The sequence below is a fragment of the Citrobacter sp. Cf087 genome (assembly GCF_030334285.1).
Lineage (GTDB): Bacteria > Pseudomonadota > Gammaproteobacteria > Enterobacterales > Enterobacteriaceae > Citrobacter > Citrobacter freundii.
On record NZ_JAOWED010000022.1, the window covers coordinates 43875 to 60530 of the forward strand.

The following is a 16656-nucleotide window of genomic DNA, read 5'->3' on the forward strand; positions in this document are numbered from 1 at the left end:
GTATGTCGCAACTGACTCATATTAACGCCGCTGGCGAAGCGCATATGGTGGATGTCTCCGCCAAAGCGGAAACTGTACGCGAGGCGCGTGCTGAAGCATTCGTGACTATGCGTAGCGAAACGCTGGCGATGATTATCGATGGCAGCCACCATAAAGGTGATGTATTCGCCACGGCGCGTATTGCGGGTATTCAGGCCGCCAAACGTACCTGGGATCTTATCCCGCTGTGCCATCCGCTGATGCTGAGTAAGGTGGAAGTCAATCTTCACGCTGAACCGGAGCACAACCGCGTACGGATTGAAACGCTGTGTCGCCTGACCGGTAAAACCGGCGTTGAAATGGAAGCGTTAACGGCGGCCTCCGTGGCGGCGTTGACCATCTACGATATGTGCAAAGCGGTGCAAAAGGATATGGTGATTGGTCCGGTGCGTCTGCTGGCAAAAAGCGGCGGCAAGTCCGGAGATTTTAAGGTAGATGCGCATGATTAAGGTTCTCTTCTTTGCTCAGATACGCGAACTGGTAAACACCGATGCGTTAGAGGTTGCCGCCGAGTTTACAACGGTAGAAGCGCTGCGCAAGCATCTTGCGGCAAAAAGCGATCGCTGGGCGTTGGCGCTGGAAGACGGCAAGCTGCTGGCGGCGGTAAACCAGACGCTGGTCAGTTTTGATCATCCTCTTAACGCGGGTGATGAAGTGGCTTTCTTCCCGCCGGTAACCGGAGGCTAAAATGACTGAAACGCGAATTGTTGTTGGCCCTGCGCCGTTTCGCGTCGGGGATGAGTATCCCTGGCTGGCAGAGCGTGATGAAGACGGTGCGGTAGTCACTTTCACCGGTAAAGTGCGCAATCACAATCTCGGTGACAGCGTTAAGGCGTTAACGCTGGAACACTATCCGGGAATGACCGAAAAAGCGCTGGCGGAGATTGTCGACGAAGCGCGTTTGCGCTGGCCGCTGGGTCGGGTGACGGTTATTCATCGCATTGGCGAACTGTGGCCGGGTGACGAAATCGTGTTTGTTGGCGTGACCAGTGCGCATCGCAGCAGCGCGTTTGATGCCGGGCAGTTCATTATGGATTACCTGAAAACCCGCGCGCCGTTCTGGAAGCGCGAGGCCACGCCGGAAGGTGAGCGCTGGGTTGATGCCCGCGACAGCGATAAGCTAGCAGCAAAACGCTGGTAGAGTACAATTGTTGTAGGCTCATACTGATTCAGGAGATTGTCATGGACCGATTCCCACGATCCGATTCTATTGTACAGGCCCGTTCCGGCCTGCAAACGTATATGGCGCAGGTATACGGCTGGATGACCTGCGGACTGTTGCTGACGGCGTTTATCGCCTGGTATGCGGCAAATACGCCCGCGGTGATGATGTTTGTCTTCTCCAGCAAAATCACCTTCTTTGGCCTGATCATCGCTCAACTGGCGCTGGTGTTCGTCCTGTCCGGCATGGTGCAAAGGCTGAGCGCGGGTATGGCGACCACGCTGTTTATGCTCTACTCGGCATTAACCGGGCTGACGCTATCAAGCATTTTTATCGTCTATACCTACTCGTCTATCGCCAGCACCTTTGTGGTTACCGGAGGGATGTTCGGGATCATGAGTTTGTATGGCTACACCACCAAACGTGATCTGAGCGGCTTCGGCAATATGCTGTTTATGGCGCTGATCGGTATTGTACTGGCCTCACTGGTTAACTTTTGGCTGAAGAGCGAAGCGCTGATGTGGGCGGTGACCTATATCGGGGTGATTGTGTTTGTTGGTCTGACCGCCTATGACACGCAGAAGTTGAAAAATATCGGTGAGCAGATTGACCTGCGCGACAGCTCCAATCTGCGTAAATACGCGATTCTTGGGGCCTTAACGCTGTATCTGGACTTCATCAACCTGTTCCTGATGCTGCTGCGTATTTTCGGCAATCGTCGTTAATTCTCTGTTGCCGGATGGCGCTGCGCTTATCCGGCCTACCGCTTGGTATCAAAAGTAGGCCGGATAAGGCGTTACGCCGCATCCGGCACTATATATACTATCATTTCGCCATCGCCTTCTCGTTTTTTACCCGCAACTTTTTTGCCCGACTCTCCAGCAGCAAATAACACACCAGTGCCAGCAGCAGCGGAATAAAATAGTACAACACGCGATACGCGAGCAGGGCAGCAATGATCGTTCCCTGAGACGAGTCCTCTCCTGCCAGCAGCGCCATAAACACCGCTTCCAGCACGCCGATCCCCGCCGGAATATGCACGATTACGCCGGCAATACTGCTCACCAGCAGCACGCCCAGCACGAAGAAATAATCGATATTCTGACCGAGCAACAACCAGATAATCGCCCCCATTACCATCCAGTTCGCACTGGATATCGTCATTTGCGCGAGGGCAAATTTCCAGGAGGGCAGCACCAGTTTTTGGCCCTTGATGGTGATATGACGATGTTTAGAGAAGGCGCAAAACCACAGATAAACAACAATAATCAGCAGCAGCGCAATGCCTAAGATGCGCAATGTGCCTTCATCGATATACCAGTGTGCGGGCAGTTCGACGACGCCGAAGGTAAATATAAAACCGCCCAGCAGAATATAGCCCAGCCAGTTAGTGGTAATACTCAGCGAAAAAATCCGCGTTATTGTGCCCCCCGGCAATCCGAGGCGCGAGTAAAGGCGATAACGCATCCCTATACCACCCACCCAGGTGCTCAATGTCAGGTTGAAGGCGTAACAGATAAACGACACCAGCATGACCTGGCGTTTTGCCAGTTTGTGGCCGCAGTAGTAGCGCCCGAGCAGATCATAACAGCCGTAAAGTAAATAACTGACGATCACCAACCCCACGGCGCTGAGCAGGGCGATCCGATTGTAATCGCGGATGACCGTCCACACCTCCTGCCAGTTGACCTTGCTGGCATAAACAACCAGCAGCACGATCACCGCAATAAAAAACAGCCATGTGAGGATCTTTTTCGCTAACCGCCAGCGTCGGTGGCTTTTTGCCATCAGGTTTTCCCTCCTGCATCCTCTGTTTGTATACGGTCCTGAGTTTCCAGAGCAGGCTGCGCGGGCGGCTCTACCTCGGCCAGATGCGGGGTATGCGCCGGCAGCCAGCCGACCAGCGCCGGGAAGTGGCGTAAAAAGTGGAAGGCCAGTACGCTCTTGGTCAGGTTCCACCAGGTGCGTTTTGGCAGCATGGATTCATCAACCCGCTTGCAGTCCTGCGCAATAATAGGATTCAGGTTGTCACGCAGGGTCTGATTAAACGTACGGTCATGAATAATCAGATTTGCCTCCAGATTCAGTGACAGGCTCAGTGGATCAAGATTGCTGGAACCCACCGTCGCCCAGTGATCGTCCATCAGCGCCACTTTGCCATGCAGAGGTTTACGGCGGTATTCATAGACATGGACGCCGCCTTTTACCAGATAGTTGTACAGCAGGCGGGCGCCCACTTTCACAATCGGCATATCCGGTTCACCCTGCACGATGAGTTTTACCCGAACGCCCCGTCGGGCCGCTTTACGCAGGGCATGCAGAAAGCGATAGCCGGGAAAGAAGTAGGCATTGGCGATGATCACTTCCCGCCGTGCCTGGGTCAGCATTTTCAGATAGTGGCGTTCAATATCATCACGATGTTCTTCGTTATCGCGCCAGACGAACAGCGCCTGCGCTTCGCCGGGGCGATGATTGTCGATTGCCCGGTGATGACGTCGCCACCAGCGTCGTACAGCGCTCTGTCCGGGCAAGTTTTCCAGCACGAATTTCAGAATGTCAGCAACGACTGGACCTTCAACGCGCACGGCGTAATCCTGCTTGGCCTCCGGACCGTAATCAGACATGTGTTCAGCGGAGTAATTGATGCCGCCAACAAAGGCAACACGATCATCAATGACCACAATTTTGCGATGCATACGACGAAAGAGATTAGTGCGCATCCCGAACAGACGCGGACGCGGATCGTAGTAGCGGAAAACAACGCCGGCTACGGTGAGCTCTTCGACAAAACTGTCGCTAAGATCAGGCGAGCCGTAGCCATCCAGTAACACCTCTGCTTTGATTCCTCGCCGGGCGGCTTCGAGCAACGCGGCATGCAGCTGTTTTCCTACCGCATCTTCAAACCAGATAAAGGTCTCGAGGATTATTTTTTGTTGCGCCTGTTCAATGGCGTCAAAGACGGCGGGGTAGAATTGATCGCCGTTTTCCAGTAGTTGAATTTGATTGCCTTCACGCCAGCCATATTTCATAAATGAATCTCCGCACTCAGAGGGGCATGATCGGACAAATGTCGCCAGTGACGCAGCGCCAGCGTCGTTGGGGTACTGGCATTCGCGTTTTTCACATAGATCCTGTCCAGACGCAGCAGGGGAAACTGCACCGGAAATGTTCGCGCCGGGCGGCCGTGGGCGCGGGTAAAAATTTCGTCAAGGCCAGCTTTGGCTTTCAACGGGCGATTGGCCGTTTGCCGCCAGTCGTTAAAATCCCCGGCAATCACCACCGGCTCCGCGTCGGGCAGGGCGTTAACCCAATCAGCCAGCATCGTGAGCTGGGCCTGGCGGTGAGCTTCACGCAGGCCGAGGTGCACACACATCACATGAATGGGGTAGGAGAGCATTGGCGGTGCTATTCGGCAGTAAAGGACTCCGCGCTTTTCACTCGCGCCGACCGACACATCACGATTTTCATAATGCTCAATGGGATACCGCGACAGCACAGCATTACCGTGATGTCCCTGCGGGTACACGGCGTTACGCCCGTAGGCGAAGTCGCTCCACATCGTGTCCGCCAGAAATTCGTAGTGGCTGGTATCCGGCCAGTTCTCAATGTGCAGCGAATGAGCTTCGTGCGCACCCATCACTTCCTGCAAGCATACAATGTCTGCACCGACCGTTCTGACGGCCTCCCTTAGCTCAGGTAAAATAAAACGCCGGTTGAAGGCGGTGAACCCTTTGTGAGTATTAATGGTGAGCACATTGAATGAAAATTGAACTCCCGATCCGCTCATGAGCCTCCCGTTGGCGTCACTTCCTAAATAAAATAGTGTAGTCATCGTCACAAAAAGATGCAGTGTTGCGGAATTTTCCGTAAAGTCCGGTACTCTGAACAATTAGTTGAAAATCCTTCAGGAGAAAAGCCATGAGGTGGCAACAACGTGTTCGTGTCGCAACGGGTCTAAGTTGCTGGCAGATTGTGTTGCATTTACTGGTAGTGGCGTTGCTGGTAATGGGCTGGATGAGCGGCACGCTGGTGCGCGTCGGCCTGGGATTATGCGTCGTTTACGGCGTAACGGTTTTATTAATGCTGGCCTTGCAACGTCACCATGAACAACGCTGGCGTGACGTCGCTGATGTGCTGGAAGAGCTGACTACCACGTGGTATTTCGGTGCCGCAATGATCGTGCTGTGGTTGCTGTCGCGCGTGCTGCAAAACAACGTCTTGCTGGCACTGGCGGGTCTGGTGATCCTGGCCGGACCCGCCGTGGTCTCGCTGCTGGCGAAAGACAAAAAGCTACATCACCTTACGTCGAAACATCGCATACGCCGCTGAGCCGGTTGTGGCCGCTATCACCAACAGCGGCCACAAACTTCCCCAGACAATCTGCAGACTCGCATCCTTCAGGTAAATCTGTTTCGTGATGTCCGTAAAATGGCGGATCGGGTTTATCCACGTCAGATTCTGCAACCAGACCGGCATGTTTTCGACCGGTGAGACGTAGCCCGAGAGTAAAATCGCCGGCATCATAAACACAAACACGCCGATAAACGCTTGCTGCTGGGTGGCGCACAGCGATGAAATCAGCAGACCAAAGCCGACCAGCGACAGCCCGTAAATTACCATTGTGAAATAGAACAACCCCAGTGAACCGGCAAATGGAATGTCATAAGCCCAGATACCAATTGCCAGCACAATGGTGGCCTGAAAAGTAGCCACAATCAGCGCGGGCACAGCTTTACCGATGAAAATCTGCCAGGTGGTAAGTGGGGAGACCAGCAGCTGATCCAGCGTACCTTGCTCGCGCTCGCGAGCAACCGAAAGCGAGGTGACGATCATTACGCCGATAGTGGTGATCATGGCGATCAGCGACGGCACCACGAACCATTTATAATCCAGATTCGGGTTGTACCAGTTACGCACGACCAGCTCGCTGTTGTTTGGTTTCAGCTTGCCGTCCATCAGCTCCTGCTGATACGTCTTAACGATTTGCTGCAGGTAATTGGCGGCAATTTGCGCGCTGTTGGAGTTACGCCCGTCGAGGATAATCTGCATAGGAGCTTGCTGGAAGGTGTCCAGGTTGCGCGAAAAATTGGCCGGGAAGCGCACCAGCAGCAGGGCTTTTTGCGTATCGATGGTAGGCTTAATCTCCTGCGGGCTTTTCAGCAGCAGAACATGCGTAAAAGCGCTGGCGCGGGCGAAGCGCTGGGTAAGCTCAACCGAATGTTTACCGTTGTCTTCGTTATAGATAGCGATCGTGGCGTTGGTGACTTCCAGCGTTGCCGCGAACGGGAACAGGATCACCTGAATCAGCACCGGTAAAATCAGAATGGCTCGCGTCTGCGGTTCGCGTAATAGCGATTGCAGCTCTTTGCGAATTAATGTCCATAAGCGATGAAACATGCCCGTCCCCTTAATCCAGCCGACGTTTGGTTTTAAGCCACGTCAGGCCAATAAACATCACCGCCGAAGCGATTAAAAACAGCACGTTAATAATCAGCACCACCGGAATATTTCCCGCCAGAAACAGGCTTTGCAGGGTACTGACGAAATAACGAGCCGGAATAATGTAGGTTACCGCCCGGATAATCGCGGGCATGCTGTCTATCTGGAAGATAAAACCTGACAGCATAATCGAGGGCAGGAAAGCGGCGTTCAGCGCGACCTGCGCGGCGTTAAACTGGTTGCGGGTGATGGTGGAAATAAGCAACCCCATGCCAAGCGTACTGAGCAGAAACAGGCTGGTAATGAAAAACAGGATCAGCAACGAGCCGCGATAGGGCACGCCAAGAATAAATACCGACACCAGCATACACAGCAGCATCGCCAGCATGCCGAGGAAATAATAGGGGATCAGTTTACACAGCAGTAATTCGACGCGGGTAACTTCGGTAGAAAGCAGTGCCTCCATGGTTCCGCGTTCCCATTCGCGCGCCACCACTAATGAGGTGAGGATCGCGCCAATCACCGTCATGATGATGGTTACCGCCCCGGGAATAATAAAGTGCTGGCTAATGGCCGCCGGGTTAAACCAGTAGCGTGTTTGCACGTCGATCAAAGGCTCGAACGATTCCCCACGATCTTCCGCCCGCTGTTGCTGCCAAATCTGCCAGATGCCTTCAACATAACCCTGCACAAAGTTGGCGGTATTGGGTTCGCTGCCATCGGTGATCACCTGGATCGGTGCCACGTCATTAGGTCGCGCCATCTGCTGGGCAAAATCCACAGGGATCACCACCAGCCCACGAATGCGCCCGGCCTGCATTTTCTCAATCAATTCCTGCCGGTTATCGCTGATGGTGGCGTCAATATACGGCGAACCGGTCATAGTATGGGTAAAATCCAGCGCCTCTTCGCTTTGCTGTTCGAGCAAAATCCCGACCCGTAGCTTGCTGGAGTCGAGGTTTATCCCGTAGCCAAAGATAAACAGCAGCAGCAGCGGGATCACCACCGCAATCAGCCAACTGCTGGGATCGCGAACGATCTGGCGGGTTTCTTTCACGCACAGCGCACGTACGCGACGCCAGGAGAGAGCGGAGTTACTCATGCGTATGCTCCTTATCCCAGTCATTGATTAGCGTAATGAACGCCTGCTCCATGGTCGGGTCCGGAGTGTCGCTGTCGGCAGCCTGAGCTTTCAGGTCGTCCGGTGTTCCGCTGGCAATCAGTTTGCCGCGATACACCAACCCGATGCGATCGCAGTATTCCGCCTCGTCCATAAAGTGGGTGGTCACCATCACCGTGACGCCTTTTTCCACCATGCTGTTGATATGCAACCAGAACTCACGACGGGTGAGGGGATCGACCCCGGAAGTGGGTTCATCAAGGAACAGAATGTCGGGTTCATGCATCAGCGAGCAGGCCAGCGCCAGACGCTGCTTAAACCCCAGCGGCAGTTCGTCGGTGGCGTGGGAAGCGATACTCTTCAGGCCAAATGCCTCGCTCATACGATCGATTTTCTCCTTCTGTGCCCGACCACGCAGGCCGTAGACGCCGGAGAAAAAGCGCAGATTTTGTTCAACCGTCAGGTTACCGTACAGGGAGAATTTCTGCGCCATATAGCCCAGATGCTGACGCGCTTTGCCGGAGCTGACTTTCAGGTCCATATCCAGCACCAGCGCTTTGCCGGAAGTGGGGACCAGCAGGCCGCACATCATTTTAAAGGTGGTGGATTTGCCGGCACCGTTGGGTCCTAACAGACCAAAAATCTCGCCGCGCTGTACGGAAAAGTCTACGTGGTCGGTCGCGGCAAAATCGCCAAACTTCTTGGTCAGCGCTTTGGCTTCGATCACCGTTTCGCCAGGCGTACCTTCTACGGTATGCAGGATAGCGCCCAGCGGGGATTCCGATGTTCCGGCTCCGCCGAGTAAATCGATAAAGGCATCTTCGAAGCGGGGTGCAGTTTCATTGATGGTTATCTGCGGCATGCCGTCAGCGTTTTGGATCTGCTGAGCTGTCGCCTCTTTTTTCAGGATTAAACGGACGGATTTCCCCTGAATCATTCCGTCGCTGACCAGTGGTAGTTTTAACGCGCGTTGCAGCAGTCGGCGGTTATTTTCCTGCGGACTGCTCATCAGGAAGCTGCGACCAGCCATGGTTTGCGTAAGCTGAGTAGGATCGCCCTGGTATAACAATTCGCCTTCGTTCATCAGCAGCACATCACGGCATTGCTCTGCTTCATCCAGATACGACGTACTCCAGAGGATCAGCATGCCGTCTCCGGCCAGTTCGTGGACCATTTGCCACAGTTCGCGACGGGAAATTGGGTCGACACCCACACCTGGCTCATCCAGCAGCAACACTTTGGGTTCGCCGACCAGCGTACAGGCTAGCCCGAGCTTCTGCTTCATGCCGCCGGAAAGTTTGCCGGCCAGTCGTCCGGTAAATGGCCCCAGCGAGGTAAACTCCAGTAGTCGGGCAAAGGTTTTTTCTCGCGCCTCACCGGTGACGCTGCGCAAATCGGCATAGAGATTGAGGTTCTCCATGACGGTCAAATCTTCATACAGACCAAATTTCTGCGGCATATAGCCCAGCACCGCGTGCAGCGCGCTGTCGTCTTTGATGGGGTCAAAACCAATTACCGCAGCACTTCCGGCATCAGGTTTTAATAATCCCGCCAGCATGCGCATCAACGTGGTTTTGCCCGCACCGTCCGGCCCGACAAGCCCGGTCACGTAGCCCGCATGCACGATACAGTCGAGCGGGGCGACGGCCGGTTTTTCCATTCCAGCAAAGTTTTTCGTCAGCCCTTTAAGCGTAATGACGGCGTCATTCATGCCGTGCCTCATCGCCAAATTTTATCGTTACCGGCATTCCCTGACGTAGCGCATCGTCCGCGTCGGTTACGACAATTCGTAGGCGATACACCAGATCGGTGCGCAGATCAGGAGTCTCGACCGTTTTCGGCGTAAATTCGGCGGTTGGTGACACAAAGCCGATTTTGCCGTGATACGATTTGTCCGGGCGACCGTCGGTATAGAGCAGGATCTCACGTCCTGGCTGCGCCTGGCTCAGATTGCGTTCGTCAACGTAGGCGCGGACCCATACCGGACGCGTGAGCGACAGCGTCAGTACCGTGCTCCCTTCGTTCAGCATGCTGCCGGGTTCAACCGCGCGGGTGAGAAGCGTGCCGTCAGATGGCGAGGTCAGCGTGGTATCATGCAAATTAAGCTCTGCCTGTGCCAGCTCTGCCTGAGCTTGTTCGAGCGTGGCTTTTGCCTGTTCGATGTCCTGCACACGATTACCGCTGCGATATTGCGTGAGTTTATCCTGTGCGGATTTCAATGAAGCTAACGCCTGATCGCGAGATGAACGCGCATTTTCCAGATCGTTGGCAGAAATGGTACGGCTTTTCCACAATCCTACCTGCCGATTGTAAAAATTCTGCGCGTAATCATAGGCGGCCTGCGCCTGTTTGACTGCCGCCGCGGTTTGCGCGATCTCTTCTTCGCGATACCCTGCCAGCATCAGATCGTATTGCGCCTGCGCGGCGGCAACGTTGGCTTTTGCCTGCATCAATGCGTTTTCATACGGTGCGCGGTCCAGTTTACCCAGTACCTGACCGGCGGTAATCGCATCGCCTTCATCAACCGCCAGTGAGGCCAGTCTGCCGCCGACGCGAAAACTCAGGTTGACGCTACGGATATCGACATTGCCGTATAGCGTCAGGCTGTTATCTTGCCGACTCTGATACCACCACGTTCCACCGGCAATCACGGCAACGAGGGCCGCGATAACCAGCCCGAGAACGACAGGTTTTTTCATGACTCCAGACTCCTTTGCGTTAAACCTTGCAGAATAAGATCGATGTGACAGGTGATCGTTTGGTCAATCAGCGCGGTTTTATCCTCATCAAATTGTGACCAGCCCGTACGCAACAGAATGGTTTCTTTCCCCAGACGAAAAGCCAGCACCTCGCCGAGTATGGCGTGGGTATGCAGAATCATTTGGGTATCGTTGGCATCGCCGCCAGTATAGGCGGCAATCAGGCGCGTCAGGTGTGTATGCAGCGGATTGATAACCTGGTCGTGCACCAGTTGATAAGCCGCCGTGGGGGAAAGCTGTTCACGCGAGATAAATTTACTCAGGTTAACGGTGTCGTCCTGGGTTAACAGCATGATCATATTTTTGCAGGCGCGCAGGATCAGTTCACGCATCGCGCCACGATCCGGTTCTGGCTGAGCGAATAAACGCTCGGCCTCTTCAGCGTGCGGACGAAACTGTGAGCCGATAAAATCTGCAATCCACTGGGCGCAGGCGAGATATAAATCCTCTTTTGAGCCAAAATAGTAGGTGATAGCCGCAATGTTTTGCCCGGCCTGTGCAGCGATATCGCGCGTCGTGGCGTGCAGACCATACTCGCCGAATTGTGCCAATGCGGCGGCAATGAGCTGGTTCTTCGCCTGTTCACCTTTGGTTGTCATGGTGGGTGTATTCATGGCACGACTCTGATCTTAATCAATCGATTGATTAAGATTATGACTGATGTGCAGCCTTGTCCAGTCCGGACGGTTATTTTCCAGTGAAGGGATAATTTATGCGGCACATCACAAAAACTGCTACACTCCGCCCCTTCATGACATTGTGGTTTTTGTCATCTCTATTGTATGTATCTCCCTGAAAACGACACCGGTAACGGTCAGGGCGGTTCGGAGTTGTTATGTCTTTTGATTCCCTTGGTTTAAACCCTGAAATTTTACGTGCCGTTGCCGAGCAGGGTTACCGTGAACCTACCCCTATTCAGCAGCAGGCTATTCCTGCCGTGCTGGAAGGCCGCGATCTGATGGCCAGCGCCCAGACCGGTACGGGGAAAACGGCAGGTTTTACCCTGCCGCTGTTGCAGCACCTGATCACCAATCAGCCGCATGGTAAAAGCCGTCGTCCGGTTCGTGCGCTGATCCTCACGCCAACCCGTGAACTGGCGGCCCAGATTGGCGAAAACGTACGTGATTACAGTAAGTATCTGAATATTCGCTCGCTGGTGGTCTTCGGCGGCGTCAGCATTAACCCGCAGATGATGAAGCTGCGTGGCGGTGTGGATGTACTGATTGCCACCCCGGGTCGTTTACTCGATCTGGAGCACCAGAATGCGGTAAAACTGGATCAGGTGGAGATCCTGGTACTGGATGAAGCTGACCGCATGCTGGATATGGGCTTTATTCACGATATTCGTCGCGTTCTGGCAAAACTGCCGGCAAAACGTCAGAACCTGCTGTTCTCGGCAACGTTCTCTGATGACATTAAGTCGCTGGCCGAAAAACTGCTGCATAACCCGCTGGAAATCGAAGTGGCGCGTCGTAATACCGCGTCCGAGCAGGTAACTCAGCATGTTCATTTCGTCGATAAAAAACGTAAACGTGAACTGTTGTCACAGATGATTGGTCAGGGCAACTGGCAGCAGGTGCTGGTGTTTACCCGTACCAAACATGGCGCGAACCATCTGGCAGAACAGCTGAATAAAGACGGCATCCGCAGTGCGGCAATCCACGGTAATAAATCTCAGGGGGCGCGTACACGTGCGCTGGCTGATTTTAAATCCGGTGATATACGCGTGCTGGTAGCGACCGATATTGCCGCGCGTGGTCTGGACATTGAAGAGTTACCGCACGTGGTGAACTACGAGCTGCCAAACGTCCCAGAAGATTATGTGCACCGTATTGGTCGTACCGGGCGTGCCGCCGCTACTGGCGAAGCGTTGTCTCTGGTGTGCGTCGATGAACACAAGCTGCTGCGTGACATCGAGAAGCTGCTGAAAAAAGAGATCCCGCGTATTGCAACGCCAGGCTATGAGCCAGATCCCTCCATTAAAGCTGAGCCGATCCAGAATGGTCGCCAGCAGCGTGGCGGCGGTGGTGGTCGCGGGCAGGGCGGAGCAGGGCGTGGCCAGCAGCCGCGTCGTCAGGATGGCGGTGCGCCAAAAGCGAAGCCGCGTAATGGCGAAGGCAAACCGGCAGGCGATAAGCCTCGTCCGCCGCGCCGTCCGCGCAAACCGTCCTCAGCGCAGTAATTCACCTTGCTGTCTGGCAGTATAAACACGCTATCCGGTCTACACAGGGTGTAGGCCGGACAGGTCAATCACTCCCCCGAACTTTGCGATTTCAGCACGATTGAGCAGGTATATCGTCCTGCCGGGTGAATCGAAATCGTCGTCTCAAATACTTTCCCGTCCCTGTCCAGATAACGACGCACAATTCTCATCGCTGGCGAATCAGGCGCTACGTTGAGGATCTTTGCCACCTTTTTGGGCACACCGACAGCCGTAATAGTCTGATGCACCTCATGGCTTTTGATGCCGTAATGCGTTTCGATCAAGTCGCTGATTAATGAGTGTGGATCGTCACGGATGTAGGTGCGCAGTTTAGCGTAATCCGTGCTGGCATAGCTGTCCGTCCAGCAGATCGGTGCGTCGGGGTTTTGCGCATCTTCGCGAGTACTGGCAATGTGCAGCCAGCGGGAACCTGGCGGGCAGCCAATCATCTGGGACAGCTCGATGTCCGCCACAATCTCATCGATTTTCTTGATGACGCGCAGATTGTTTTTGGCCAGCAGCAACAGATCCTCAAGATGCGATAGCGGGTGATTGACACCGTTAGCCTTAGGTTCGCAAACGCGAGTTCCCGCGCCTTTACGCCGTGAAATCAGACCTTGCTCTGTTAATTCCCTCAACGCCTCACGCATGGTGTGGCGGCTGACCTGCCATGTTTCGCACAGTTCCATTTCCGTTGGAAACAGCGATCCGGGGGCAAAGGTCCCCACCGAAATTTGCTGCGCCAGTTCACGTGCTATTCGCTTGTACAGAGATTCTTTCATCGCGGTTTCATCAAAATATTAGTGATCTTTATCACGAAAATTTGTACGGACTATTCCCTACATTTCTTATGAATACTATAAATGTCCGTACATTCAAATGTACGGACATTTAATTATGTCTGGACATTGTGTCGGCGTTTGAATATCTAAAAAACGACCGTAAACACGCATCTTATCACTATCAGATTTTCCAGGGGGATTTATGGCTTCGAATGTACTTGATTCTGTTCTGTTCAGGGATTCTTTCGGCACACCGGCGATGCGCGCGGTGTTTGACGATCGCGAGCTGGTACGCAAATACGTGGAAGTGGAAGTGGCATTAGCTAAAGCCCAGGCACGCTGCGGTGTGATACCTGAGGCTGCGGCGCAGGAAATTGCTGAAAAATGTAATGCCGATACGCTCGATTTTGATTTATTACGCCATGAAACCGAAATTGTGGGTTATCCGATCCTACCGCTGGTGCACCAGATTTCTAAACAGGCTGGCGAGTCCGGCGGCTATGTGCACTGGGGGGCAACCACTCAGGACATTATGGACACCGCAGTGGTCCTGCAAATTCGTGATGCTTTTGCGCTCATTGAATCCGATATGGACAAACTCCGCGCCACGCTGGCCGATCTTTCACGCCGCTACCGTGATACGCCGATGGCCGGGAGAACCCATTTACAACAGGCTTTGCCGGTGACATTCGGTTACAAAGCGGCCATCTGGCTGGATATGTTTGAACGCCACGCGGAACGTCTTACCCAGGCGCGTCCTCGTGTATTGGTTGGCGAATTTGCGGGGGCGGCCGGTACGCTGGCATCGCTGGGGGATAAAGGGCTGGCGGTACAAAAAGCGATGATGGAAGAGCTTGGTCTGAATGTTCCAACCTCCACCTGGCACGTCGCGCGTGATGGTTTTGCCGAAGCGGTGAACCTGTTAGCGGTGATTACCGGGTCGCTGGGCAAGATTGCCTACGACGTAATGCTGCTGGCAGCAAACGAGTTTGGTGAGCTGTATGAGCCGTTTGTTAAAGGACGCGGTGCCAGCAGTACTATGCCGCAGAAACGCAACCCTATTTCCAGCGAGTTAATGCTGGCCTGTGCCAAAGGCGTTCGCCAACAGGCAGGGCTGATGCTTGATGCAATGGTGCAAGATCTGGAGCGTGCAACCGGGCCGTGGCATGCCGAATGGATTGCTATCCCGGAGAGTTTCGTTCTCAGCGCGGGGGCATTGCATCAGGCTAACTTTATGCTGGCGGGGCTGGTGGTCGATGAAGCGGCGATGAAACGTAACCTCGGTATGACCAACGGATTGATTGTGGCTGAAGCGGTCATGATGGGGTTGGCTCCGTACATTGGTCGTCAGGATGCGCATGATGTGGTGTACGACGCTTGCCGCATCGTCAACGAACAAGGCGGGCGATTAGCGGACGTGCTGAATGCGATGCCATCTGTCTCGGAACGACTTGACCCGCAGTTGATTGAAGAACTGACCGACCCGGCAAATTACCTTGGAATGGCGCCAGCAATGGTGGATCAGGTATTAGCGAGATATATGTCGCGGAAATGAACGCTCTTGGGCTAACGGAATAAGGATATTTTTATGTCAAAAAATTCTGCCACGGGAAAATCCATTCTCTCGTTCCTGATACCGCTGGCGATAGGCGCGATCATTTGGTTTTATCCCGTACCTGCTGGTCTGACGCCTCAGGCCTGGCATATGTTCGCGATATTTGCCGCGACCATAGCCGCGATTCTTACCCAGCCGCTCCCTTCGGGGGCGGTGATGTTGATTGCACTTTGCGTGGTAATTTTCACCAAAACGTTGCCAGAGGCAAAAGCATTGTCAGGTTTTGCATCCGGTACAGTATGGCTCATTTTCTGTGCCTACGTCTTGTCTCTGGGTTTTGTAACCTCGGGATTGGGGAAACGTATTGCGTATAAAATGTTATCGCTCTTTGGTGGCAGCAGCCTGGGTATCGCTTACTCACTGGGGGTTTCCGATCTGATTATGGCCCCGGCAATGCCATCAGTAACCGCGCGTTCCGGGGGGATTATTTTCCCTATCACTCGTTCCATCAATGATGTATTGGGCTCAGCGCCGGGGGCAACGGGCAAGCGTATCGGCGATTTCTTAACCATGGTGTGCTTCCAGTTTACGCCGATTACCGGGGCAATATTTCTCACCGGGATGGCGGCGAATCCGCTGGTAGCGAGTCTGGCGAAATCGTCATTAGGAATAGAGATAACCTGGGGCGGATGGTTTATTTCCGCAGTGGTTCCTGCGATGGTCTGTTTCTGCCTGATGCCGCTATTGGTTTATAAATTATTGGATCCCGAGCTTAAGCGTACGCCGGAGGCGAAAGCGATGGGCAAACAGGCTCTCGGTGAGCTCGGTTCGATGAGCAGCAATGAGAAAAAGGTCGCGTTTGGTTTTGTGCTGGCATTGGTTGGTTGGGGGACCAGCTTGATTACGGGATTGTCTGCCACATCTGTCGGGCTGGGATTGGCTGCGTATCTGTTTGCCTCGGGCGCTGTTAGCTGGAAAAGTTTGCTTAATGACCACGCCGCCTGGGATACGGTGATCTGGTTTAGCGTCATTATTAGTCTGGCGACAGGGCTTGCCGATCTGGGTTTTATTAAATGGATGACCATAAAGTTAGGCAGCGGTATTCAGGGTTTTGGCGCGATCGAGTCCTTTATTGTGTTGGGGATCCTTTACATTTACGTCCATTATCTCTTCGCTACGGCGACCGGGCATGTGGCTGCGCTGTATGCCCCTTTCGCGGCCACGGCGATCGCTGCGGGAGCACCGCCGATGATGGTGGCTATTTGCTTCGGTATCTTTAGTAACCTGATGTGGGGGAATACCGAGTATGGTGGTGGACCTGGCCCCATTTATTTTGCCCAGGGCTATTTTGAACGACCGCGCTTTTACAAAATTAACCTCTGTGTGGTGACGGCAAATGTGATCATCATTTTTGCCGTGGGCATGCTGTGGTGGAAGCTGTTGGGATACTATTAAACGTCAGTGAATTATTGGCCGGACAGGACTCGAACAGCCGTCCGGCCAGGAAAAATGAATTGCGAAACGCTTTCCAGAATGGGGGAAAAAGGTACATCCAGGGCCTGAAATGTGCCACAATAGTGGCTGTTTATACAGTATT

Annotated in this window: 17 protein-coding genes; 8 read left to right on the plus strand and 9 right to left on the minus strand. The window is 53.8% G+C overall.

Annotation, left to right across the window (positions count from 1 at the left end):
- Window positions 1-2: 2 nt before the first annotated feature.
- From moaC to OGV57_RS02225, 4 genes are read left to right on the plus strand one after another with little or no spacing between them, the layout of a single operon-like run.
- The gene (gene moaC / locus OGV57_RS02210; protein ID WP_003035188.1) at window positions 3-488 is read left to right on the plus strand and encodes a cyclic pyranopterin monophosphate synthase MoaC; all 486 of its coding nucleotides are present in this window, start codon (window positions 3-5) and stop codon (window positions 486-488) included.
- Window positions 481-726 carry a molybdopterin synthase sulfur carrier subunit gene (moaD, locus tag OGV57_RS02215; RefSeq protein WP_054528209.1) on the plus strand — a complete coding sequence of 82 codons (246 nt, stop codon included), beginning with the start codon at window positions 481-483 and terminating at the stop codon, window positions 724-726. Before moaC ends, moaD begins: the two co-directional genes overlap by 8 nt.
- A gap of 1 nt (window position 727) precedes the next feature.
- Window positions 728-1180 carry a molybdopterin synthase catalytic subunit MoaE gene (moaE, locus tag OGV57_RS02220; RefSeq protein WP_032938561.1) on the plus strand — a complete coding sequence of 151 codons (453 nt, stop codon included), beginning with the start codon at window positions 728-730 and terminating at the stop codon, window positions 1178-1180.
- Between the two features lie 41 nt (window positions 1181-1221).
- The gene (locus OGV57_RS02225; protein ID WP_003831536.1) at window positions 1222-1926 is read left to right on the plus strand and encodes a Bax inhibitor-1/YccA family protein; all 705 of its coding nucleotides are present in this window, start codon (window positions 1222-1224) and stop codon (window positions 1924-1926) included.
- 100 nt (window positions 1927-2026) lie between these two features.
- Here the strand turns inward: OGV57_RS02225 and OGV57_RS02230 are convergent, their stop codons facing one another.
- The 3 genes from OGV57_RS02230 to OGV57_RS02240 are packed head-to-tail and all read right to left on the minus strand — an operon-like array spanning window position 2027 to window position 4988.
- Window positions 2027-2989, minus strand: coding sequence for a lysylphosphatidylglycerol synthase domain-containing protein (locus OGV57_RS02230; protein ID WP_003837042.1), 963 nt, complete (start codon window positions 2987-2989; stop codon window positions 2027-2029).
- Window positions 2989-4230 carry a cardiolipin synthase ClsB gene (gene clsB / locus OGV57_RS02235; protein ID WP_003837040.1) on the minus strand — a complete coding sequence of 414 codons (1242 nt, stop codon included), beginning with the start codon at window positions 4228-4230 and terminating at the stop codon, window positions 2989-2991. Before clsB ends, OGV57_RS02230 begins: the two co-directional genes overlap by 1 nt.
- Window positions 4227-4988, minus strand: a complete 762-nt coding sequence (locus tag OGV57_RS02240) for an endonuclease/exonuclease/phosphatase family protein (RefSeq protein WP_054528210.1) — start codon at window positions 4986-4988, stop codon at window positions 4227-4229. The genes clsB and OGV57_RS02240 overlap by 4 nt, the downstream gene beginning before the upstream one ends.
- 131 nt (window positions 4989-5119) lie before the next feature.
- Between OGV57_RS02240 and OGV57_RS02245 the strand changes: the two genes are divergently transcribed.
- A complete protein-coding gene (locus OGV57_RS02245; protein ID WP_003035203.1) occupies window positions 5120-5530 on the plus strand; it encodes a YbhQ family protein in 411 nt (136 codons plus the stop codon).
- On the opposite strand, the gene OGV57_RS02250 is transcribed toward OGV57_RS02245, so the two are convergent.
- From OGV57_RS02250 to cecR, 5 genes are read right to left on the minus strand one after another with little or no spacing between them, the layout of a single operon-like run.
- Entirely contained in the window at window positions 5492-6598 is a 1107-nt protein-coding gene (locus tag OGV57_RS02250; RefSeq protein WP_003035205.1) for an ABC transporter permease, read from the minus strand. The two genes, OGV57_RS02245 and OGV57_RS02250, sit on opposite strands and share 39 nt — an antisense overlap.
- A gap of 10 nt (window positions 6599-6608) precedes the next feature.
- Window positions 6609-7742, minus strand: coding sequence for an ABC transporter permease (locus tag OGV57_RS02255; RefSeq protein ID WP_003035208.1), 1134 nt, complete (start codon window positions 7740-7742; stop codon window positions 6609-6611).
- Window positions 7735-9471: an ATP-binding cassette domain-containing protein gene (locus OGV57_RS02260; RefSeq protein ID WP_003845404.1), complete on the minus strand. Its 1737-nt coding sequence runs from the start codon at window positions 9469-9471 to the stop codon at window positions 7735-7737. The genes OGV57_RS02255 and OGV57_RS02260 overlap by 8 nt, the downstream gene beginning before the upstream one ends.
- Window positions 9464-10459: a secretion protein HlyD gene (gene hlyD, locus OGV57_RS02265; protein WP_054528211.1), complete on the minus strand. Its 996-nt coding sequence runs from the start codon at window positions 10457-10459 to the stop codon at window positions 9464-9466. Before hlyD ends, OGV57_RS02260 begins: the two co-directional genes overlap by 8 nt.
- Window positions 10456-11133, minus strand: a complete 678-nt coding sequence (gene cecR / locus OGV57_RS02270; RefSeq protein WP_003035216.1) for a transcriptional regulator CecR — start codon at window positions 11131-11133, stop codon at window positions 10456-10458. Before cecR ends, hlyD begins: the two co-directional genes overlap by 4 nt.
- 221 nt (window positions 11134-11354) lie before the next feature.
- Between cecR and rhlE the strand changes: the two genes are divergently transcribed.
- Window positions 11355-12701 carry an ATP-dependent RNA helicase RhlE gene (gene rhlE / locus OGV57_RS02275; protein ID WP_003035219.1) on the plus strand — a complete coding sequence of 449 codons (1347 nt, stop codon included), beginning with the start codon at window positions 11355-11357 and terminating at the stop codon, window positions 12699-12701.
- A 68-nt stretch (window positions 12702-12769) separates the two neighbouring features.
- On the opposite strand, the gene OGV57_RS02280 is transcribed toward rhlE, so the two are convergent.
- A complete protein-coding gene (locus OGV57_RS02280; protein ID WP_016149828.1) occupies window positions 12770-13504 on the minus strand; it encodes a GntR family transcriptional regulator in 735 nt (244 codons plus the stop codon).
- A gap of 202 nt (window positions 13505-13706) precedes the next feature.
- Between OGV57_RS02280 and OGV57_RS02285 the strand changes: the two genes are divergently transcribed.
- Window positions 13707-15059, plus strand: coding sequence for a class-II fumarase/aspartase family protein (locus tag OGV57_RS02285; protein WP_054528212.1), 1353 nt, complete (start codon window positions 13707-13709; stop codon window positions 15057-15059).
- Between the two features lie 33 nt (window positions 15060-15092).
- Window positions 15093-16514, plus strand: a complete 1422-nt coding sequence (locus tag OGV57_RS02290) for a DASS family sodium-coupled anion symporter (protein ID WP_003837022.1) — start codon at window positions 15093-15095, stop codon at window positions 16512-16514.
- The last annotated feature ends 142 nt before the right edge of the window (window positions 16515-16656 follow it).